The organism is Nitratireductor rhodophyticola (assembly GCF_019891355.1).
Taxonomy (GTDB): Bacteria; Pseudomonadota; Alphaproteobacteria; order Rhizobiales; family Rhizobiaceae; genus Nitratireductor; species Nitratireductor rhodophyticola.
Genome location: NZ_JAHSSF010000003.1, coordinates 847,899 through 868,619 on the forward strand (window position 1 = coordinate 847,899; position 20,721 = coordinate 868,619).

At 62.1% G+C, this 20,721-nt stretch carries 18 protein-coding genes; 6 read left to right on the plus strand and 12 right to left on the minus strand.

Annotation, left to right across the window (positions count from 1 at the left end; genetic code table 11):
• Positions 1 to 238 precede the first annotated feature (238 nt).
• From KUG85_RS15185 to KUG85_RS15205, 5 genes are read right to left on the minus strand one after another with little or no spacing between them, the layout of a single operon-like run.
• Complete coding sequence (locus tag KUG85_RS15185) at positions 239 to 1,066, minus strand: dipeptide ABC transporter ATP-binding protein (RefSeq protein WP_223005793.1); 828 nt, start codon at positions 1,064 to 1,066, stop codon at positions 239 to 241.
• Positions 1,063 to 1,923, minus strand: coding sequence for an ABC transporter ATP-binding protein (locus KUG85_RS15190; RefSeq protein ID WP_223005794.1), 861 nt, complete (start codon positions 1,921 to 1,923; stop codon positions 1,063 to 1,065). The genes KUG85_RS15185 and KUG85_RS15190 overlap by 4 nt, the downstream gene beginning before the upstream one ends.
• A gap of 1 nt (position 1,924) precedes the next feature.
• Positions 1,925 to 2,860, minus strand: coding sequence for an ABC transporter permease subunit (locus tag KUG85_RS15195; protein ID WP_255606423.1), 936 nt, complete (start codon positions 2,858 to 2,860; stop codon positions 1,925 to 1,927).
• A 2-nt stretch (positions 2,861 to 2,862) separates the two neighbouring features.
• Positions 2,863 to 3,867: an ABC transporter permease subunit gene (locus KUG85_RS15200; protein WP_223005795.1), complete on the minus strand. Its 1,005-nt coding sequence runs from the start codon at positions 3,865 to 3,867 to the stop codon at positions 2,863 to 2,865.
• Positions 3,868 to 3,926: 59 nt separating this feature from the next.
• Positions 3,927 to 5,522, minus strand: coding sequence for an ABC transporter substrate-binding protein (locus tag KUG85_RS15205; RefSeq protein ID WP_223005796.1), 1,596 nt, complete (start codon positions 5,520 to 5,522; stop codon positions 3,927 to 3,929).
• Positions 5,523 to 5,750: 228 nt separating this feature from the next.
• On the opposite strand from KUG85_RS15205, the gene KUG85_RS15210 reads away from it, so the two are divergent.
• Entirely contained in the window at positions 5,751 to 6,302 is a 552-nt protein-coding gene (locus KUG85_RS15210; protein ID WP_065816606.1) for a DUF924 family protein, read from the plus strand.
• A gap of 371 nt (positions 6,303 to 6,673) precedes the next feature.
• A complete protein-coding gene (locus KUG85_RS15215) occupies positions 6,674 to 8,548 on the plus strand; it encodes a long-chain-fatty-acid--CoA ligase (protein ID WP_223005797.1) in 1,875 nt (624 codons plus the stop codon).
• 223 nt (positions 8,549 to 8,771) lie between these two features.
• Here KUG85_RS15215 and KUG85_RS15220 read toward each other — a convergent pair whose 3' ends face one another.
• Positions 8,772 to 9,668: an N-acetylglucosamine kinase gene (locus tag KUG85_RS15220; protein WP_223005798.1), complete on the minus strand. Its 897-nt coding sequence runs from the start codon at positions 9,666 to 9,668 to the stop codon at positions 8,772 to 8,774.
• Entirely contained in the window at positions 9,665 to 10,921 is a 1,257-nt protein-coding gene (gene murA / locus KUG85_RS15225) for a UDP-N-acetylglucosamine 1-carboxyvinyltransferase (protein ID WP_223005799.1), read from the minus strand. Before murA ends, KUG85_RS15220 begins: the two co-directional genes overlap by 4 nt.
• A 164-nt stretch (positions 10,922 to 11,085) precedes the next feature.
• Between murA and KUG85_RS15230 the strand changes: the two genes are divergently transcribed.
• Entirely contained in the window at positions 11,086 to 11,946 is an 861-nt protein-coding gene (locus tag KUG85_RS15230; RefSeq protein WP_223005800.1) for a MurR/RpiR family transcriptional regulator, read from the plus strand.
• Between the two features lie 4 nt (positions 11,947 to 11,950).
• Here KUG85_RS15230 and KUG85_RS15235 read toward each other — a convergent pair whose 3' ends face one another.
• On the minus strand, positions 11,951 to 12,943 hold the full coding sequence (locus tag KUG85_RS15235; RefSeq protein ID WP_223005801.1) for an AraC family transcriptional regulator: 993 nt from the start codon (positions 12,941 to 12,943) through the stop codon (positions 11,951 to 11,953).
• Positions 12,944 to 13,105: 162 nt separating this feature from the next.
• On the opposite strand from KUG85_RS15235, the gene KUG85_RS15240 reads away from it, so the two are divergent.
• A complete protein-coding gene (locus tag KUG85_RS15240; protein WP_223005802.1) occupies positions 13,106 to 13,558 on the plus strand; it encodes a cupin domain-containing protein in 453 nt (150 codons plus the stop codon).
• Positions 13,559 to 13,702: 144 nt separating this feature from the next.
• Complete coding sequence (locus KUG85_RS15245; protein ID WP_223005803.1) at positions 13,703 to 15,193, plus strand: flavin-containing monooxygenase; 1,491 nt, start codon at positions 13,703 to 13,705, stop codon at positions 15,191 to 15,193.
• Here the strand turns inward: KUG85_RS15245 and KUG85_RS21120 are convergent.
• Positions 15,181 to 15,306, minus strand: coding sequence for a hypothetical protein (locus tag KUG85_RS21120; protein ID WP_255606425.1), 126 nt, complete (start codon positions 15,304 to 15,306; stop codon positions 15,181 to 15,183). The genes KUG85_RS15245 and KUG85_RS21120 overlap by 13 nt on opposite strands.
• 29 nt (positions 15,307 to 15,335) lie before the next feature.
• On the opposite strand from KUG85_RS21120, the gene pyrC reads away from it, so the two are divergent.
• Complete coding sequence (gene pyrC / locus KUG85_RS15250) at positions 15,336 to 16,388, plus strand: dihydroorotase (RefSeq protein ID WP_223005804.1); 1,053 nt, start codon at positions 15,336 to 15,338, stop codon at positions 16,386 to 16,388.
• Positions 16,389 to 16,390: 2 nt separating this feature from the next.
• Here pyrC and KUG85_RS15255 read toward each other — a convergent pair whose 3' ends face one another.
• The 3 genes from KUG85_RS15255 to fdhF form a co-directional block, all read right to left on the minus strand.
• Entirely contained in the window at positions 16,391 to 16,636 is a 246-nt protein-coding gene (locus KUG85_RS15255) for a formate dehydrogenase subunit delta (protein ID WP_223005805.1), read from the minus strand.
• On the minus strand, positions 16,626 to 17,450 hold the full coding sequence (gene fdhD / locus KUG85_RS15260) for a formate dehydrogenase accessory sulfurtransferase FdhD (RefSeq protein ID WP_223005806.1): 825 nt from the start codon (positions 17,448 to 17,450) through the stop codon (positions 16,626 to 16,628). The genes KUG85_RS15255 and fdhD overlap by 11 nt, the downstream gene beginning before the upstream one ends.
• A 378-nt stretch (positions 17,451 to 17,828) precedes the next feature.
• Positions 17,829 to 20,702, minus strand: a complete 2,874-nt coding sequence (gene fdhF / locus KUG85_RS15265) for a formate dehydrogenase subunit alpha (protein ID WP_223005807.1) — start codon at positions 20,700 to 20,702, stop codon at positions 17,829 to 17,831.
• Positions 20,703 to 20,721 lie beyond the last annotated feature (19 nt).

Here is a 20,721-nt window from a genome sequence, read left to right on the forward strand (position 1 = left end):
CGATCTATCCGCCTTCGTCATCCCGGCCAGGCGTAGCGCGAGCCGGGACCCATTGAGAGGCGTGGCCGATTTCGGCAGAAGGTGCCATGGTCCAACACGCGCCCGAAGCAGATCCGGGCCGCGCTCCATGACAGTCTTCCAATGGGTCCCGGACAGCCCTTCGGGCTCCCGGGATGACGTTTCCCACATGGCCATGCCGCGAGGCACGGTTCACACCGTCAGGTAAAAGACTCGGGCTCTACGCAGCCTTGTCCGCCAGCCTCTTCCTGATGCTGTCCACGTCGGCGCGCGGCGTCGCGGCAAAAAGCGTTCGCGTGTACGCGTGCTGCGGGTCGGAGAACACCGCATCCCGGGTCCCGTATTCGACCGCTTCACCGAAATACATCACCATCACCTCGTCGGCGATATAGCGCACCACCGAAAGGTCATGGCTGATGAAGACATAGGTGAGGCCGAACTCTTCCTGCAGATCCGCCAGAAGGTTCAGCACCTGCGCCTGCACCGAGAGATCGAGCGCGGAAACCGGTTCGTCCAGCACCAGCAGGCGCGGTCTCAGCATCAGCGCGCGCGCGATGGCGATGCGCTGGCGTTGGCCGCCCGAGAACATGTGCGGATAGCGATTGAAGTGCTCGGCCTGCAGACCGACCTTCAGGAGCATTTCCATGGCGCGTTCGCGCCGTTCCTTCACCGGAACGTTCTCGTTGATGATCAGCGGCTCCATCAGCACATCGCCGATCTTCTGGCGCGGGTTCAGCGAGCCATACGGGTTCTGGAAGACGATCTGCACCTTGCGGCGCATTTCCGAATCCACACCCTTCTTGCCGATCTCGACCGGTTTCCTGTCGATCAGCAGCTCGCCGGAGGTGGGGGCATCGATCATCGTCATGATTCGGGCAAGCGTGGATTTCCCGCAGCCCGATTCGCCGACGATGGCCAGCGTCTTGCCCTTCTCGACCTTCAGGTCGATGCCTTTCAGAGCATTGATGGTGCGGCCCTTGCCAAAAAAGCCGCCACCGATGTGATAGTCGCGGGTAATGCCGCGCGTCTCCAGGACGATCTCGCTCATGGGCGGGCTCCTGTCTGCGGCGCTTCATCGAACACGAAGTCGGAGACGGTCGGCAGGCGGTCGCCCGTTGCGTTCTCCGGCAGGGCCGAAAGCAGCGCCTTGGTATAGGGGTGCTGGGGCTTTTCGAAGAGCGAAAGCACGTCGGCCTCCTCCATCTTCTTTCCCTTGTACTGCACGATCACACGGTCGGCCGTTTCCGCCACCACGCCCATGTCATGGGTGATCATGATCATACCCATGTTCTTCTCGGCCTGGATCGACACCAGAAGATCGAGAATCTGCTTCTGGATCGTCACGTCGAGCGCGGTTGTCGGCTCGTCGGCGATCAGGAGCTTGGGATTGCAGGCAATCGCCATGGCGATCATCACGCGCTGGCACTGGCCGCCCGACATCTGGTGCGGATAGGCACTCACCCGGTCGGCCGCATTGGGCAGGCCCACCGCCTCGAAGAGCTCCACCGTCCGGTCGCGCCGCTGGCGCGCCGAAAGGTCGGTGTGCATCTTCAGCGTCTCGTCGATCTGGAAACCGACGGTGAAGCACGGGTTGAGGCTGGCGATTGGCTCCTGGAAGATCATGGCAATGTCCTTGCCGACGATCTTGCGCCGTTCGGATGGCGACAGATTGAGGATGTCGCGGCCCTGAAAGGTCATGGCATCCGCCGTCACCTTGGCGGTCCAGGGCAGAAGCCCCATCACCGCCAGCATGGACACGGATTTTCCCGAGCCCGATTCGCCGACAATGGCCAGAACCTCGCGCGCCTCCACGGACAGCGAAACGCCATCCACCGCGCGCAGCGTGCCGCCCGCCGTCTCGAATTCGACGCTCAGATTGCGGATGTCGAGAAGAGCATCACTCATGTCACGACCTCTTCAGCTTGGGATCGAGCGCATCGCGAAGACCGTCGCCCATCAGGTTGATGGCAAGAACGGTGATCAGGATGGCGAGACCGGGGAAGGTGACGACCCACCACGCACGCAGGATGAACTCACGCGCTTCGGCCAGCATCGTGCCCCATTCGGGTGTGGGCGGCTGTGCGCCCATGCCGAGGAAGCCGAGGGCCGCCGCATCGAGGATCGCGGTCGAGAAGGAGAGCGCCGCCTGCACGATCAGCGGTGCGGTGCAGTTCGGCAGGATGGTCTTGAACATCAGTCTTATATTGCTCGCGCCGGCAACGCGTGCCGCCGTCACATAGTCGCGTCCCTTCTCCGACATCACGGCAGCGCGCGTCAGGCGCACATAGTGCGGCTGCTGCACGAGCGCGATGGCGATCATCGCGTTGACGAGGCCTGGCCCCAGAATGGCGACCAGAACCAGCGCCAGAAGCAGCGACGGAAAAGCGAGGATGATGTCCATCACGCGCATGATGACCGTATCGATCGCGCCGCGGAAATAACCGGCGATGAGGCCGACCAGAATGCCGACGGAGACGGCGACCGAGACCACCACCACGCCGATGAAGAGCGAGAAGCGCGCGCCGTAGATCAGGCGTGAGAGCACGTCTCGTCCCACCGCATCGGTGCCGAGAATGAACGACCAGTTGCCGCCTTCCTGCCAGACCGGAGGCAGAAGGAAGAAGCCGCGGTTCTGCAGGCTCGGGCTGTGCGGGGCGATCACGGGCGCAAGAAGCGCGATGACCACGATTGCGAGGAAAACGTAAAGGCCGATCACGGCGCCACGGTTCTGGCTGAAATAGTACCAGAACTCCGCAAGGCGGGCGCGCCGCGTGACCGCGATGACCGTGCCGCCTTCGAGGCCGACGGCGGCATTCGGATCTTTTGTGTTTGTCGAGCTCATGGTCAGTGCCTGATTCTCGGATTGATCAGACCGTAGAGAACGTCCACGATCAGGTTCACGATCATGATGATGGCGGCAATGAGCAGAAGCCCGCCCTGCACCACCGCATAATCGCGCTTGAACACGCTGTCGACCATCCACTTGCCGATGCCCGGCCAGGAGAAGATCGTCTCGGTGAGGATCGCGCCGGCCAGCAGCACGCCCACCTGGAGGCCGATCGTGGTCACCACGGGGATGAGCGCGTTGCGCAGCGCATGGAGGCCGATCACCCGGCGCGGCGGCAGGCCCTTGGAGCGCGCCGTGCGCACATAATCTTCGCCCAGCACCTCAAGCATGGCCGAGCGCGTCTGGCGGGCGATCACCGCAAGCGGGATTGTGGCCAGCACGACGGTCGGCAGGATGAGATGCGAAAGCGCCGATTTGAACGCGCCCGCCTGGCCCGACAGAAGACTGTCGATCAGCATGAAGCCGGTGACCGGCGGGAAGAAATAAAGCAGCGAAATGCGGCCGGACACCGGTGTCCAGCCAAGAATGCCGGAGAACAGGATGATCAGGAGCAGGCCCCACCAGAAGATCGGCATGGAATAGCCGACAAGGGCCGCGCCCATCACGGTCTGGTCGAGCCACGAACCGCGCCGGACGGCCGCGATAACGCCGAGCGGCACGCCAATCGCAACCGCCACGATGATCGCGCACAGTGAGAGCTCGATCGTCGCCGGAAACAGCGTCAGGAATTCTTGAAGCACCGGCCTCTTGGTGACGATGGATGTGCCGAAATCACCCTGCAGCAGGTCCGTCATGTAGTTGAAATATTGCACGAACAGCGGCTGGTCGAAGCCATAGAGCGCCTGGAGCTGCTGGTAGCGCTCCTCGCTCATGCCGCGCTCGCCGGCCAGAAGCATGATCGGATCGCCCGGCAGAAGGCGAATGAAGGAAAAGGCGACGATGGACACCCCGATGAAGGTGGGGATCAACAGCGCCAGCCTGGAGAGAAAGAAACGGAACATCTAATACACGACCGGCGACAGCTCGCGCCGCCGCCGGTTCCTGTTTCTGGTGAAGGGGCCTATTCGGCGATATCGACGCCTTCAAAGGCGTGGCCGCCAAGCGGGTCCATCTTGTAGCCGGTCACTTCCTTGCGCATCGGCATGTGGACGACCGAGTGAGCGATGGTTGCCCACGGAGCCTCACGCTTGAAGACCACCTGGGCCTCTTCGTAGAGTTTTGTACGCTCCTCCTGCGAAGAGAGCGTCTTGGCCTTCTGAATCAGACCCTCGAACTCCTCATTGCACCACTGGGCGCGGTTGGAGCCGCCGACACCGTCACAGCCGAGCAGAACGGCGAGGAAGTTGTCCGGGTCGCCATTGTCGCCGGTCCAGCCAAGCAGCACCGCGCCATCGCGGTCTTCCGCCTTGGAGCGCTCAAGGTACTCGCCCCATTCATAGGAGACGATCTCGACCTTGACGCCGACCTTGGAGAAATCCTCCTGGATCAGCTCGGCCATGCGGCGCGCATTCGGGTTGTAGGGACGCTGCACCGGCATCGCCCAGACCTTCATGGAAAGGTCGCTCACGCCTGCTTCCTCAAGCATCTTCTTGGCTGCTTCCGGATCGTAGGCATCGTCCTCGACCGCGTCGTTATACGACCACATTGTCGGCGGGATCGGGTTCTTGGCTGCCTGACCGGCGCCCTGGAACACGGCGTCGAGAATGGCTTCCTTGTTGATCGCCATGTTCAGCGCCTTGCGGACCTTCGCGTTGTCGAACGGGGCAACCTTGGTGTTGTAAGCGAGGTAACCGACGTTCAGGCCCTCCTGCTCGTCAACCTTCAGCGCATCGTTCGCCTTCAGGCTCTCGATGTCGGCCGGGTTCGGGTAAGGCGTGATGTGGCACTCGCCGGCGATCAGCTTCTGCTGGCGCACGGATGCCTCGGTGGTGATGGCGAAGACCAGATCGTCGATCGGCTGCTTGCCGTTCCAGTAGTCCGGATGCGCCTTGTAGCGGATCACGGCGTCAGGCTGGTAAGCCACGAACTGGAAGGGGCCGGTGCCGACCGGCTTCTGGTTCAGATCCGAAAGATTGCCGCCTTCGGCGAGCTTGTCGGCGTATTCCTTCGAGAAGATGGAGGCGAAGTCCATGGCCAGGTTGGCAATGAACGGCGCTTCCGGACGGTTCAGCACGAACTTCACCGTGTAATCGTCCACCTTCTCGATGGACTTCACGAGGTCCGGCATGGACATGCCGTTGAAATACTCCCACGAAGCACCTTCCACATAGGCGTGATAAGGATGGTCTTCCTGAAGCTGACGGTTGAAGGAGAACAGCACGTCGTCGGCGTTGAAGTCGCGGCTCGGCGTGAAGAAGTCCGTGGTGTGGAACTTCACACCCTCACGCAGCTTGAAGGTGACCTCGAGACCGTCGTCCGAAATCTCCCAGCTCTCTGCCAGGCCCGGGATGGTCTTGGTTGTGCCCGGCTCGAACTGGACAAGGCGGTTGTAGACCGGCTTCGACGATGCGTCGAATGTGGTGCCCGCGGTATAGAGCGCCGGGTCGAAGCCTTCCGGGCTTCCTTCCGAGCAATAGACAAGCGTCTTTGCGCCTGCCGCGCCGCTCAGCACCGTGGCGGCCAGCAGCGCAGCCGCGAAGGTCAGTTTGTTTTTCATTGAGGTCTCCCTGATTCTCACATGGGCCCACTCCCGAGGCCCTGGAAGCTGGCATATAAGCAAAGTTCGAATAGGGAGGGAACTCCCTCGAACACTTTACCGCCTTAAATGCAATTATTTGTCGAATCCGAGTTAATGGATGCAACAAAACTCCATTCGCGCTCTTGTAGTATGGCTATGAGAGAAACCATATCCGCAACAGTGTCGACGTTTCGAGGAGAAGAACGCATGAGCGATAACTGGCAGCAGGAGGTTCTGGACTTCTGGTTCGAGACGCTGACACCCAGGGAATGGTTTGCGGTGAGTGAGGAGACGGACACTCTGATCCGCGAGCGGTTTTCCCCGCTCCACGAGCGGTTGGTGAAAGATCTGCCGGAAAGCGTTTTCACCGAACCCGGGGCAGCTCTTGCCGCTGTCATCGTGCTCGATCAGTTCCCGCGCAACATCCACCGCCGCCAGCCGGGCGCTTTCGCCTCGGATGAGCTCGCCATGCGGGTTGCCAGCCATGCGGTCGACAAGGGCCTCGATGAGGGAATGAGCGAGCGCGAGCGCCAGTTCCTCTATATGCCGTTCATGCATTCGGAAGTGCTGGCCGATCAGGAGCGCGCCGTCATGCTGTTCAAGTCGCTCGGCCAGGAAGAGGCTCTGAAATACGCGATCGAACATCGGGATATCGTGGCCCGCTTTGGGCGCTTTCCGCATCGCAACCGTGTTCTGGGCCGGGACAGCAGCCCGGAGGAACTGGCTTTTCTGGAAGGACACGCAGGCTACGGGCAGTGATGTAGAGCACACTTTATGGTGTCATCGCACCAGTGTCCGCGGTTCGAAATCCGGCCCCTCTATCGGGAGGTGCCGTGCGCATCCCGGATTCGACCCGAACACAGGCAAATTCATGTTTTCTGCGTGGTTTTCGGATTTGAAGTTCGCAAAGCAACCGTGAATGGGGAACAGGGCGATCTTCAGATCCCCCACGCCAGCGGGGAGGCGCAATCGCACTTGTGAAACCCCGTACTGTCGCCATACACTCCCCTTTTGAGGGGAGATCGTCATGATGCCGCGCGCTTGCCCAATCGTCGTATGACGGTTTGTGTTGCGTTTGGTGTTACGTGAACGTAAACGTTATAGCTGGTTTTTCTTTCTGGGAGGAGCAGTTGGCAAAAAGCGCAAAGACGCCCGCCAAGGGTGAAGAGAAAACCGCGCGCACCGCAAAGGGCGGAACGGGCGGCAAGACGGTGGCCAAAAAGGCGGCATCGACCGCGGCGAAGAAGCCGGCCGCGAAATCCGCAGCCGGTTCATCGAAGAAGTCGGCGACTTCTGCCGGCAAGGCTGCGCCGAAAAAAGCCCAGGCGTCCCGCAAGGCCGGGATCGCCCGGCCGTGGGTGGAGCATTATCCCGAGGGCATTCCCGCAGAGATGGGAGACTTCCCCAACAATTCGCTTGGCGAATTGCTCGTGGACGCCTGCAAGACCTATGGCGACCGCCCCGCTTTCACCTGCATGGGCAAATCGCTCAGCTACCGCGACCTTGAGGAGATGTCGCGGCACTTCGCGGGCTATCTGCAGTCGCTCGGGCTTGAGCGCGGCGCGCGCGTTGCCCTGATGATGCCCAATGTCCTGCAATATCCCGTCGCCATGATGGCGGTTCTGCGGGCCGGCTACGTGGTGGTCAATGTCAATCCGCTCTACACGCCGCGAGAGCTGGAACACCAGCTCAACGATGCGGGTGCGGAGGCCATCGTCATTCTGGAAAACTTCGCCCACACGCTCGAGGCCGTCGCCTCGAAGACTTCGGTGAAGCACGTGGTCGTTGCCTCGATGGGCGAGCTTCTGGGGCTCAAGGGCCACATCGTCAATTTCGTGGTGCGCCGGGTCAAGAAAATGGTGCCCGCCTGGTCTCTGCCGGGGCATGTGTCCTTCAGGGAGGCGGTCAAGAAGGGCGCGTCCCATGGGTTCAGGCCGGTGGAGATCGCGCTGTCGGACAATGCCTTCCTGCAATATACGGGTGGCACGACCGGCGTTTCCAAGGGCGCAACGCTGTTGCACAGCAATGTGCTGGCCAATGTGATCCAGAACGAACTCTGGTTCCGCAGCGCTTATATCGGCAAACCGAAGCCCGGTGCGCCGGTGCTGATCTGCGCCCTGCCGCTCTATCACATCTACGCGCTCACGGTGAACGCGCTGATGGGCATGAAGCTCGGTGGCAACAATGTGCTGATCCCCAATCCGCGCGACATTCCTGCCTTCGTGAAGGAGCTGCAGAAATACGACTTCCACATTTTCCCGGGGCTCAACACGCTGTTTAATGCGCTCCTGAACAATGAGGATTTCTGCAAGCTTCCCTTCAAGAGCCTGCTCGTCACCTTCGGCGGCGGCATGGCGGTGCAGCGCGCGGTCGCCGAGCGCTGGCAGAAGCTCACTGGCTGCGTGATCTCGCAGGGCTATGGTCTCTCGGAAACCTCGCCCGTGGCCACGGTGAACAGCTTTGCGGCGAAGGAGTTCACCGGCACGATCGGCTATCCGATTTCGTCCACCGACGTCGTCATCCGTGACGACAAGGGCAAGAACCTGCCCTTTGGCAAGGTCGGCGAGATCTGCATTCGTGGCCCGCAGGTGATGGCAGGCTACTGGAACCGGCCGGACGAAACCGCAAAGGTCATGACCGAGGACGGCTTTTTCCGCTCCGGCGACATGGGCACGATGGATGAGACCGGCCAGGTCACCATCGTCGACCGCAAGAAGGACATGATCGTCGTCTCCGGCTTCAAGGTCTTCCCCAACGAGGTGGAAGACGTGATCGCCAATCACCCGGGTGTTCTGGAAGCAGCGATTGTCGGCGTCGAGGACGAGCATTCAGGCGAGGTGCCGAAGCTCTTCGTGGTCCGCAAGGACGCGAACCTGACGGAAGAGGATCTCAAGAAGTTCTGCAAGGAGAACCTCACCGGCTACAAGCGCCCGAAATATATCGAGTTCCGCGACGATCTGCCGAAATCCAATGTCGGCAAGATCCTGCGCAAGGAACTACGCTGAAACGGAAAGGCCCGCGCCCGGTTTGAATTGACCCTTAAGGTTGCGCGGGCCTCGTTTCTTGAGCGCGGCACACGGTGACTTCGTGGCAGTAGCGTTGTGCGTGGTTCGACAAGCTCACCATGAGGAATGGAATGGCTGGCACGACGGGTTGTGCAATCAAAGCCCTCCCTCATGGTGAGCTTGTCGAACCACGCACAGCGTTGATGCAACGCGATTGTCCCGTTCATTTACAGTGCCCCCGCCCCTCCACCGCCCGGCGCGCAAGGATGATCGCGCCGTCCACGGCATCGCCGTCGGCGGGCTTCAGGCGCCGGCGCACATCGGGTGAGAGCCAGGGCTCGAGAGGGCCTGAAAGCCCGCCAAGCAGTGTCACGCGCGGTGCGCCCTGATCGAACAGCGTGCGCACCAGCATGTCGATCTGCGCAGCCGCGTCCTGCACGATGCGCCGCGCGGCGGCATCGCCCTGGTCGGCATGGCGGAGCACCATGGGCGCGAAGGTGGCATAGTCCGTGGCACTTGCCCGGTCCATCCAGGCCACCACCTCTGCCGGGTCATCGTCGAAGCGGCGCATCACTTCGGTCAGAAGCGCGCTTTGCGGAATGCGTCCGTCATGGCCCTGCAGTGCGGCACGCACGGCATTGAGGCCGATATCCGCGCCGCTTCCCTCATCGGAAATCGGAAAACCGTAGCCGCCAATGCGCAGATGCTTTCCATCCACGATGCCAAGCCCCACCGAGCCGGTGCCGGCAATGGCGATGGCGCCATCGAGACCCGAATGCGCGCCAAGGCACGCCGTGTCGCTGTCGCTGGCAAAGACGATGCTGGCGAAGGGGTGCGATAGCGCCTGAAACGCCTCGACGGCACCCTTGCGGCGCATGCCGGCAAGGCCGATCCCGGCATGAATGCGGGCGATCTCTGCCTCGCCAAAGCCCGCTTCCTCGATTGCAGCGTCCACTGCGCGCAGGACCGACGCCCAGGCCGCCTCAACGCCAAGCCGCGTGGTGGCCGGGCCGGAAAGGCCCTGACCGAGCACGGCACCTGCTGCATCCTCTATGCGGGCCCGGCAGCCCGTGCCGCCGCCATCGACGCCGAGATAAAAATGGCTCTCCCCGCCGCTCATGTCTGCAACCGCTCGATTGTCGCGCCGCATTGCGCCAGTTTTCGGTCGAGCTGCTCATAGCCGCGGTCGATGTGATAGACGCGGTTGATGATGGTTTCGCCTTCCGCGGCAAGCGCTGCAAGCACAAGGCAGACCGAAGCGCGCAGATCCGTTGCCATCACCTGCGCCCCCTTGAGCGGCTTGCCGCCCCGGACCACGGCCGTCGTGCCCTGTAGGGTGATGTCGGCGCCGAGCCGCGCCAGTTCCGGCACATGCATGAAACGGTTCTCGAAAATCGTCTCGCGGATGAGCGATGTTCCGTCGGCGCAGCAGGCGAGCGCCATGAACTGCGCCTGAAGGTCTGTCGGAAAGCCCGGATAGGGTTCCGTGGTGAGGTCGGTCGTGCGCAGGGTGCCGCTTCTCGAAACCACCAGGCCCCGGTCGCTCGGCCACACATTCACGCCCATCATCTCCAGCGCCTGGATCACGGCGGCGAGGTTTTCCATGCGCGCGTTCACGAGTTCCAGCGCGCCACCGGTGATGGCCGCAGCCACCGCATAGGTGCCAGCCTCGATGCGGTCGGGGATGACGTGATGCGCAGCAGCCTTCCACTCGGTGCCGCCCTCGATGATGATTCGATGCGTTCCCGCTCCCTCGATCTTCGCGCCCATGGCGTTGAGGCAGGCGGCGAGGTCCGCCACTTCCGGTTCGCGCGCCGCATTCAGGATTTGGGTCTCGCCGTGCGCTGCAGTGGCCGCCATCATGGCCGTCTCCGTCGCGCCCACCGAAGGCGAACTCAGGATCACCCGTGTGCCTTTGAGCCCATCGGTTGCGCGGGCGACGATCAGCCCGCCTTCGATGCCGATGTCTGCACCCAGCATTTCGAGCGCTTTCAAATGCATGTCCACCGGCCGCGCCCCGATGGCGCAGCCGCCGGGCAGCGATACCCGCGCCTCGCCAAACCGCGCAAGCAGTGGCCCGAGAAACAGGACCGTGGCCCGCATCCGCCGCACGGTTTCATAGGAGACTTCGCATGAAACCATCGCGCTGGCGTCGATCACCGCCGTGTGGGCGTTGCGCGTCACCAATGCCCCGTAAAGCTCGGCGACCTGGAGCATGTTCTCCACATCGGAGACCAGTGGCAGGTTCGACAGTTCCAGCGGATGCGGGCTCAAGAGTGCGGAGGCAATCTGCGGCAGCGCGGCATTCTTTGCCCCGGCAATGGTGACGGCGCCCTGAAGCGGCTGGCCCCCTGTTATTCTCAGTCTGTCCATGATGGTGGTTCCGGAAACACCGATTGTCGGAGCGCAGTCTCTATTGGTGAATTCCTTTGATCAAGCCCTCTTGGGAATATATTATTCCATTTTGTAATTCCTGCGGGATTCCCCTGGCGGCGAAACTCATTTAGTTTCGCTATCCCGTTCCTCGAAAGGAAGCCATGTCTGTCCTGAAGATCATCGACGCGCAGCTTGAGACCATGGCGCCGGCCGACCGGCAGATCGGCCAGTTCATCGTCGACAATCCCGACCGCGTGCTCAGGCTCTCCTCCGCGGCCTTGGCCGAAGAGACCGGCCGCAGCCAGTCGAGCGTGGTGAAGTTCAGCCAGAAACTCGGCTTCTCGGGGTATCAGGATCTGAAGCTGGCGGTCAGCAAGGCCAAGGCGCAGGAATGGCAGGTGCCGCCGGGCATGATCCACTCCACCATCGAGATCGGCGACAGCCACGCCACCATTTCGCAAAAGCTGATCTCAAGCAAGCTTCTCTCCATGCAGCAGACCATCGCCGCCAATCACGAGCCGGAGATAGCGCGAGCGCTTGAGTCATTGGATGCCGCGCGCCGCATTCACATTGCAGGTGTCGGTGCGTCTTCACTGGTCGCGCGCGACTTTTCCTACAAGCTCCAGAAGCTCGGCCGCAACGCCCTGCATGACAGCGACAGTCACGTGCAGATGGCCAATGTCTCCTCTCTGGGCGAAGAGGATGTGCTTTTTGCATTGTCTTATTCCGGCACCAGCATCGAGACGGTGCGCATTGCCGAGCTTGCAAAGGCGCGCGGCGCGACGGTCATCTCCGTCACCGGCTTGCAGCACAATCCGCTGATGCGCGTTGCCGACATTCGCCTGCACACGGTCGCAGACGAGGAACGGGTGCGCTCCTCCGCCATCACGTCGCGCGATGCACAGCTCACTTTGATGGACTTCCTGTTCATCCTCATCCTGCAGCGCCAGCCGGATGCGAACGACTATGTCCACAACAGCGAAGCGTCGGTGTCCGCACTGAAGATGCCGGCGGCAAAATGACGGGTCAGTAGATGGCTCTGCGGGCCGTCTCGCTGGGGCGCTCGCCGAAGGTCTTGCGGTAGTCGGCGGCAAAGCGTCCGAGATGGCTGAACCCCCAGCGCAACGCTGTTTCCGTTACCGAAATTTCCCCTTGGGCATTTTCCAGATCGAACCGCACGCGACGCAGACGCTCAAGGGTCAGCGCGTGCATGGGCGAAAGACCGTGCGTGCGTTTGTAGGCAAGCTGCAGCGCCCGCGCGCCGACACCCGATGCCGCCGCGATGTCGGTCAGGGTGATCGGGCGGTGCGCATTCTCCCTGATGAACGCGTCGGCCCGCTTCACCTGCCGCGGTGCCGCCTCCTGCTTTGTGTCAAAGAAAGCGGAGAGGTTGTGCGGCTGGAGTCTCAGAAGCGCCTCGAGAATGCGCTGCTCGTGGAACGCGGCGCAAAGGTTCAGCACCTGCTTTTCGGGCTTGTTGGCGGCGCGGAACATCGCATTGACCAGATTGCGCCATGAAGCAAGCTCCGGCCGGGTGAAATCGATCACCGGATCGAACACCACAGGTCCCGGCAGCGGGCGCTCGCAGAGCTGCTCGGCGAAACCCATGAACGAGGCTTTGGGGATCTGCACCAGAACCTGCTCGCACCCGGCCCACCAGCGCATGGAGGTTTCGCGGTCGGCATTGAGCAGCGCCGCCCTGTCGCCATCGCTCAGGAATTCCTTCCGGTTGTGTTTGATGGTCGCGCAGCCGGAAATCGGAATCTGTATGAGATAGAAGGTTTCGAGCGCGCCGGGGTCGATCAGAACATCGGCACCGTAGCTGATATAGTTGAGGGAAACGAGGAGGCCCGGCTGGTGGTTTTGCACCGCGCGAAACCGTCCGCCGCCGACCACTTCCAGCCGGTGGTTGCAGAATTTCCGGGCAACCTTCTCCCGTGCACAGTCCAGATCGTCCGTCTGAAAAAGGGCGTGGCTGGACAACGGGCGGTCGCCCCACTCCTCCCGGGCGATCACCATTCCCCGAGTTTAGCAGGTGTTTTGGTTTCTCCAAGATTTGTCCTGGTTTCTCGCCAAAACCGGTCTGTTTTTTTCGTTTTTCGGATATTTGGTTCAGTTTCCGGATATTTTTCCGGGTCGCTTCCGGGCACCATGAAACTCCGTGATCAAGGGAGGAAAATCATGGAAAAGCAACTCGAAAAAGGCGTCACCGCAAACGGTGAGGGATATGCCGGCAAGGAATGGAACATTCTCGGTCAGGTCTATTTTCCCAAGGCCACATGCGATTCCACCTTCGCCTTTGAGACCAACAGCGACCCGGGCCAGTTCGTGCCGGTTCATGTTCATCCTACACAGGAAGAGTTCATTCTGGTGCAGGAAGGCGAGCTGGATCTGAAGCTCGACGGCAAGTGGATGAAGGCGAAGGCGGGCGATCTGGTGCGCATGCCGCGCGGCGTTCCACATGGCTATTTCAACAAGTCCGACAAACCGGCCCGCGCGCTCTTCTGGGTTTCGCCGGCGCGCAAGCTCGAAGCGCTATTCGAGACGCTGCACAACATGACCGACCCGGAAGAGGTGGTGAAGGTTTCGGCCCTTCACGAAGTGGATTTCCTGCCACCGGAAGCAAACGACTAGCGCCAGGCGCTTTGGCCGGCTCAGGGTTGGGCCGGCCCACAGACCCGATAACAATCAAGGCCGGCAAGGGACCTTTGGCGACGTGGCGACACGCGGTGCGGGGAGGCGCGCGTCCAGAATTTGCCGGACGGGAGGAACAACGTCATGACAAAACGAAAGCATGTCTGCGTGATCGGCGCCGGCGTCAGCGGCCTTGCCGCCGCCCGCTCCTTCAAGAAGCGTGGCCACCGGGTAACCGTTCTTGAACGCAGTCACGAACTGGGCGGCGTCTGGGAGCCGTCACGCTCCTATCCGGATGTACAGACGCAGAGCCCCAAGGATCTCTATCGTTACACCGACAAGGCGATGCCGAAGGATTTTCCCGAATGGCCGAAGGGCCCGCAGGTATTTTCCTACCTGTCGGACTATGCAGACGACCACGGTCTGCGCCCGCTGATCCGCTTCAACACCTCCGTTTCTGCCATGCGCCGGCGCGACGATGGCAAACCCGGCTGGGAGCTCGATCTCGAAACGGCGAATGGCGAGAAAACCAGCGAAACCTTCGATTTTGTCGCTGTGTGCACCGGCCAGTTCAGTGAGAAGAACATTCTCACCCATCCGGGCCAGGAGGAGTTCGAAGCGGTGGGAGGGGCCGTGATTCACTCGTCCGAATACACCGATCCGGCCATGGTGAAGGGCAGGGACGTCACGGTTCTCGGTTTCTCGAAATCGGCGACCGACATTGCCGTGAGTGCGGTGAGATCGGGTGCTCGCTCCGTCACCATCGTCTATCTGGAATCGGTCTGGCGCATTCCCTACTTTGTCGGCGGGCTGATCAACTTCAAGCGCATCCTCTATATCCGCGCGCAGGAGAAGATGTTTCCGGGCTGGAGCCTGAGCGGCTTTGCCCGCTTCAACCATGCCGTTGCCCGGCCCTTCATCTGGGCCCACTGGCGCGCGCTGGAAGCGCTTCTGACCGTGCAGCTCAAGCTCAACAAGACCGGGCTGAAGCCGAAAGAGCCCATCGAAGGCGGCGTGAATTGCTCGGTTCCCATCGCCACGCCGGGCTTTTTCGAGATGGTGGCAGACGGGCGCATCAAGGCCGTGCAGGGTACCTTCGCGAGCTATGAGCCCGGCGCGATAAGGCTGACCGGAGGTGAAGTCATCAAATCCGACATGGCGATCCTGGCGGTTGGCTGGAAGCTCGGCGTTCCCTACCTGCCGGCCGAATACCGCGAAAAGCTGGTGGAGCCGGACGGGCAGTACCGGCTCTATCGCCTGATTGCCAATCCGGATATTCCCGATCTCGGCTTTGTCGGTTTCAACTCGTCTTTCTGCACCGTTCTGTGCGCCGACCTCGCCGCCGAATGGCTGGTGCGCTACGCGGACGGAAAACTGACGAAACAACCGACCCCGGAGGAAATGCGCGCCAACATGGACATGATGCTCCACTGGCGACGCAACGAGCGACCGGCCGCGAAGATCTATGGCGGCCTGTGCGTGGCGCCCTATCACTTCAAGCATTTCGACGAGTTGATCGACGACATGGGCGCCCGGGTGAAACGCCGCAACCCGCTGGCGGAAAATCTCTCCCCTCCGGATGCCGATGCCTATGCACGCTATCTGCGCTCCGCGCCTGATTATCAGGTGGCGTGAGGCAGCGCCGCGCCGGCCTCCTCCCCGGCGCGGCCCGGCGCCTGTCTCTTTGACACACCCTTGAAATCCTTGGCGGCATGGGCGAAGGAAAGGGAAGCGCAGATCGTGCGCACCGAATTTTCCTGTCCGGAGTAGACGTTCCGTGAAAACCCTGACCATCCGCCGCCCCGACGACTGGCATCTGCATCTGCGCGATGGCGCGGTTCTGGAAGCGGTTCTGCCGCATTCTTCCGCCGATTTCGCCCGCGCGATCATCATGCCCAATCTGGTGCCGCCGGTGGTGACGGTGAAGGATGCTCTCGCCTACCGCGACCGCATCATGGCGGCAAAGCCCGAGGGACATGATTTCACGCCGCTGATGACGCTTTACCTGACGGAGCAGACGGATGCGGATGACGTGGCGGCCGGCCACCGCGACGGGCACATCACGGCGGTGAAGCTCTATCCGGCGGGTGCGACCACCAATTCCCAGAGCGGCGTGCGCGATCTCATGAAGGTGCAGCCGGTGCTGGAGCGCATGGCCGAGATTGGCCTGCCGCTGTGCGTGCATGGCGAGGTGACGGACGCCTCCATCGACATTTTCGACCGCGAGGCCGTGTTCATCGAGCGGGTGCTCAATCCGCTGCGTGAGCGCCTGCCTGAGCTCAAGGTGATCATGGAGCATGTGACCACGAAGAACGGGGTCGACTATGTTCAGAGCGCGGAGAAAAACCTCGCCGCCTCACTCACCACGCATCATCTGATCATCAACCGCAACGCCATTCTGGCTGGCGGCATTCGCCCGCACTACTACTGTCTGCCCGTCGCCAAGCGCGAGGAGCACAGGCTGGCATTGCGCAAGGCGGCAACATCGGGCGACAGCCGCTTTTTTCTGGGCACCGATTCGGCACCGCATCTCGACCCGGCCAAGGAGTCGGCCTGCGGCTGTGCCGGCATCTTCACGTCCATCAACACGATGTCCTGCCTGGCCCATGTGTTCGAGGAAGAGGGCGCGCTGGACAAACTGGAAGCTTTCGCCTCCCTCAACGGCCCTGCCTATTACGGTCTGCCTGCCAATGAAGACACGATTACGCTGGTGCGCCGTGATGAAACGGTGGAGTTCCCCAAATCCGTCTACAGCTCAGACGGTACGATCACCGTGTTTGATCCCATGTTCCCGTTGCATTGGGCGGTAGAGAAACAGCCGGCCGGCTGACATCAGGCGGCCTTGGGCCGATTGATCGCTTGCGATGCTTCCAGAACGAGCGGGGAAAGCCCATCGCCGCCCATCTCGATGATTTCGAACAGGCGGCTACGCATGCGCGGCTCCCAGAACTTGTTGATGTGATCGGCAACGCCCGCCACACGCTCGGTTTCCGGTTGCGAGGTGAAGAACGTGGCAATCTGGTTGGCCATGTAGACGAGATGCTCGTCGCCGGATTTGAACTTTTCGTCATGCGACATGTCTGGCCGCTCCAATGGTCACGCGTTCGGGGTGGGTGAAAATGTCGAACTCCTCGCCGCGCACGAGGGCGACGAGGGTCATGCCGGCGGTTTCCGCCGTACGGATGGCAAGGGCTGTCGGCGCTGAAACGGCGGCAATGAGCGGCGCGCCGATGGCGGCGGTTTTCTGCACCATCTCGACCGAAACGCGCGAGGTAACGATCACCGCGCCTGTGTCGCGTTTGATACCGGCCTTGACGAGAGCGCCTGCCAGCTTGTCGAGCGCATTGTGCCGGCCCACATCCTCACGTGCGGCAACAACGCCCTTGCCGGGTATGTAGAAACCGGCTGCGTGGACGGCGCCAGTGGCCTTGTGGAGTTCCTGAAATTCATAAAGCTCGCTGATGGCACCGGTGATCTCGGCAGCCGAAAAATGCTGATCGGACGCCGTTTCCGGTACGGAGCGCATCGCCTCTTCGATGCTCTCGATCCCGCAAAGCCCGCAGCCGACGGGACCGGCAAGCCGCCTGCGGCGCGCCTCAAAACGCTTGTTGGCGGTGTCGTGCAGCCGGATTTGCAGGTCGATGCCGGGGCCGAGCTCCTGAACGGTGATGGAGTCGATTTCTTCGGCGCTGGAAACGATCCCTTCCGTGACGCTGAAACCGAGGGCGAAGTCTTCAAGGTCGGCAGGTGTTGCCATCATAACCGCATGGGTGGTGCCGCCATAGGAAAGCGCGATGGGCGTCTCCTCGGGAACGGTGCGCGGGGTGACCTTCGTTCCGCCGGTGCGGCGGGCCGTTCTTGAAACGCGGGCTGTGGCGGGAGGTTGGGTCATGGCGCTACACATTCATCATCCCGACCGTCATTCCGGCCGAGCAAAGCGAGAGCCGGGACCCAATGAGAGGCGCAGCCGGTGTCCGCGGAAGGCAGCAGGGTGAATGCCCGGATGAGAACCGGACCTGGGACGCCATTTTCTTCCAATGGGTCCCGGACAAACCTGCGGCTTTCCGGGATGACAACGGTGTGGCGCTATTACCCCCCTCTGGCTTGCCAGCCATCTCCCCCTCAAGGGGGGAGATTACGCGGTGGGAACGGTTCCCCCAATCGCCAGCGCCGATGGTTTGCGACGCCATATATGCAAGCCAATCTCCCCCCTTGAGGGGGAGATGCCCGGCAGGGCAGAGGGGGGTGAGGGCACCGCCGGCAAGCATCGCTACTCCGCCGCCTCCACATGCACGATGCGGCGGCTTTGGCGGGCGTGTTCTTCGTAGTCTTCCTGCCACTCGGTCGGGCCGTTGGAGGGTGAGACCTGCACCGCCGTGACCTTGTATTCGGGGCAGTTGGTGGCCCAGTCGGAATACTCGGTTGTCACCACATTGGCCTGCGTGGCCGGGTGGTGGAAAGTGGTGTAGACGACGCCCGGCGCAACGCGCTCGGTGATGGTGGCGCGCAGGCTCGTTTCGCCGGAGCGGCTCTTGAGCTTCACCCAGTCGCCCTCGCGGATGCCGCGTGTCTCGGCGTCGAAGGGATGGACCTCCAGAAGATCCTCGTCGTGCCAGACGACATTCTCCGTGCGGCGCGTTTGGGCCCCGACATTGTATTGCGAGAGGATGCGCCCGGTGGTGAGCAGCAGCGGGAACCGCGGACCGGCCTTTTCGTCGGTGGCGACATAGGCGGTGCGCACGAACTTGCCCTTGCCGCGCACAAAGCCGTCGATATGCATGACGGGCGTGCCGGTGGGAGCCTTTTCGTTGCACGGCCACTGGACCGAACCTTCCTTTTCCAGAAGCTCATAGGTCACGCCGGCGAAGCTTGGCGTGGTGGCCGCGATCTCGGCCATGATCTCGGAAGGATGCGTGTAGTTCCAGTCCTGACCCAGCGCACGGGCCATGTCCTGCGTGACCTCCCAGTCGGCATAGCCGTTCTTGGGCTCCATCACCTTGCGGACGCGGTTGATGCGGCGTTCGGCATTGGTGAAGGTGCCATCCTTCTCAAGGAAGGTCGAACCCGGCAGGAATATATGGGCGTAGTTGGCGGTCTCGTTCAGGAAGAGATCGTGAACGATGACGCATTCCATCGCTTCCAGACCGGCCGCCACATGATGCGTGTTGGGGTCGGACTGGAGAATGTCTTCGCCCTGCACGTAAAGCGCCTTGAAGGAGCCATCGACGGCGGCGTCGAGCATGTTGGGAATGCGCAGGCCCGGCTCGTTGTCGAGCTTCACGCCCCACAGGCTCTCATAGATGGCGCGGGTCGCATCCTCGGAGATGTGGCGGTAGCCCGGCATCTCGTGCGGGAAGGAGCCCATGTCGCAGGAGCCCTGCACGTTGTTCTGCCCACGCAGCGGGTTCACGCCCACGCCCGGCCGGCCGATATTGCCGGTAGCCATGGCAAGGTTTGCGATGGCCATGACGGTGGTGGAGCCCTGGCTGTGCTCGGTGACGCCGAGACCGTAATAGATCGCGCCGTTACCGCCCGTTGCGTAGAGGCGTGCAGCACCGCGGATCAGCTCGGCGGAAACGCCGGACATCTTTTCGACGGCCTCGGGGCTGTTTTCCGGCTGGAGCACGAAGCTCGCCCAGTCCTGGAATTCGTCCCAGTCGCAGCGCTCGCGGATGAACGCTTCGTCGAACAGGCCTTCGGACACGATTACATGGGCAAGCGCCGTCAAGACGGCGACATTGGTGCCGGGCTTCAAGGGCAGGTGATAGCTCGCCGCCACATGGGGCGTGCGCACGAGGTCGATGCGGCGCGGGTCGAGGACGATCAGCTTCGCGCCTTCGCGCAGGCGCTTTTTCAGCCGAGAGGCGAACACGGGATGCCCGTCGGTCGGGTTTGCGCCGATCACCAGAACCACATCGGAATGTTCGACCGAATCGAAATCCTGCGTGCCGGCGGAGGTGCCGAAGGTGGTCTTGAGGCCGTAGCCGGTGGGCGAGTGGCAGACGCGTGCGCAGGTGTCGACATTGTTGTTGCCGAAGACCTGACGCACCAGCTTCTGGACGAGATAGGTCTCTTCATTGGTGCAACGCGACGACGTGATTCCGCCCACCGAGCCCCGGCCATATTTCTGCTGGATGCGGCCGATCTCGGTGCCGATATGGGCATAGACCTCTTCCCACGAGACTTCGCGCCACGGGTCGGTGATCTTCTCGCGGATCATCGGATTGAGGATGCGGTCCTTGTGGGTGGCGTAGCCATAGGCGAAGCGGCCCTTCACGCAGGAATGGCCGCGATTGGCCTTGCCGTCCTTGTAGGGCACCATGCGGACGACTTCCTCGCCCTTCATCTCGGCCTTGAACGAGCAGCCGACACCGCAATAGGCGCAGGTGGTGACGGCGGAATGATCGGGCATGCCCATCTCGATGATGGACTTTTCCTGAAGCGCGCCGGTGGGACAGGCCTGCACGCAGGCGCCACAGGACACGCATTCCGACTGCAGGAAGGGCTCGTCCATGCCGGCGGTGATGCGGCTTTCGAAACCACGGCCTTCCACTGTCAGGGCGAAGGTGCCCTGCTGCTCTTCACAGGCGCGAACGCACAGCGAGCAGACGATGCACTTCGCCGGATCGTAGGCGAAATAGGGGTTGGAAACGTCCAGTTCCTTGAAGTTCACCCCGTGCTCACCGATGGGCGAGGGCGCAAGATGGTTTGCCCCTTCATCTCCATAGCGGTTCTGCTTCAGGCCCACGGTCTCGGCCATGTTCGCCATCTCGCAATTGCCCATGGCGCAGGCCGCGCAGTTTTCCGGATGGTCGGACATGTAGAGTTCCATCACGCCGCGGCGGATGGTGTTGAGGCGGTCGGTCTGGGTGTTGACGGAAATGCCGTCCATGGCCGGGGTGGTGCAGGAAGCCGGCGTGCCGCCCTTGCCCTCGATCTCAACCAGGCAGAGACGGCAGGAGCCGAAGCTCTTGACCATGTCGTTGGCGCAGAGCTTCGGGACGGCGATGCCGGCCTCGCGCGCGGCGCGCATGATCGACGTGCCTTCGGGCACGGTGACAGACTGGCCATCGATGGTCAGCGTCACCGTCTTGTCGGATTTCGCTGCGGGTGTGCCGTAGTCGATTTCGTTCACGAAGCACATGGCGTGGCTCCCATGGGGT

What these genes read in the sequence shown, in the direction of transcription:
- fdhF (WP_223005807.1), bottom strand. Translation starts at nt 20,702, where the DNA reads ATGTGCTTCGTGAACGAAATCGACTACGGCACACCCGCAGCGAAATCC.
- KUG85_RS15205 (WP_223005796.1), bottom strand. Translation starts at nt 5,522, where the DNA reads ATGAAAAACAAACTGACCTTCGCGGCTGCGCTGCTGGCCGCCACGGTG.
- KUG85_RS15255 (WP_223005805.1), bottom strand. Translation starts at nt 16,636, where the DNA reads ATGTCGCATGACGAAAAGTTCAAATCCGGCGACGAGCATCTCGTCTAC.
- KUG85_RS15185 (WP_223005793.1), bottom strand. Translation starts at nt 1,066, where the DNA reads ATGAGCGAGATCGTCCTGGAGACGCGCGGCATTACCCGCGACTATCAC.
- KUG85_RS15210 (WP_065816606.1), top strand. Translation starts at nt 5,751, where the DNA reads ATGAGCGATAACTGGCAGCAGGAGGTTCTGGACTTCTGGTTCGAGACG.
- fdhD (WP_223005806.1), bottom strand. Translation starts at nt 17,450, where the DNA reads ATGACCCAACCTCCCGCCACAGCCCGCGTTTCAAGAACGGCCCGCCGC.
- KUG85_RS15220 (WP_223005798.1), bottom strand. Translation starts at nt 9,668, where the DNA reads ATGAGCGGCGGGGAGAGCCATTTTTATCTCGGCGTCGATGGCGGCGGC.
- KUG85_RS15195 (WP_255606423.1), bottom strand. Translation starts at nt 2,860, where the DNA reads ATGAGCTCGACAAACACAAAAGATCCGAATGCCGCCGTCGGCCTCGAA.
- KUG85_RS15190 (WP_223005794.1), bottom strand. Translation starts at nt 1,923, where the DNA reads ATGAGTGATGCTCTTCTCGACATCCGCAATCTGAGCGTCGAATTCGAG.
- KUG85_RS15230 (WP_223005800.1), top strand. Translation starts at nt 11,086, where the DNA reads ATGTCTGTCCTGAAGATCATCGACGCGCAGCTTGAGACCATGGCGCCG.
- KUG85_RS15245 (WP_223005803.1), top strand. Translation starts at nt 13,703, where the DNA reads ATGACAAAACGAAAGCATGTCTGCGTGATCGGCGCCGGCGTCAGCGGC.
- KUG85_RS15200 (WP_223005795.1), bottom strand. Translation starts at nt 3,867, where the DNA reads ATGTTCCGTTTCTTTCTCTCCAGGCTGGCGCTGTTGATCCCCACCTTC.
- murA (WP_223005799.1), bottom strand. Translation starts at nt 10,921, where the DNA reads ATGGACAGACTGAGAATAACAGGGGGCCAGCCGCTTCAGGGCGCCGTC.
- KUG85_RS15235 (WP_223005801.1), bottom strand. Translation starts at nt 12,943, where the DNA reads ATGGTGATCGCCCGGGAGGAGTGGGGCGACCGCCCGTTGTCCAGCCAC.
- KUG85_RS15240 (WP_223005802.1), top strand. Translation starts at nt 13,106, where the DNA reads ATGGAAAAGCAACTCGAAAAAGGCGTCACCGCAAACGGTGAGGGATAT.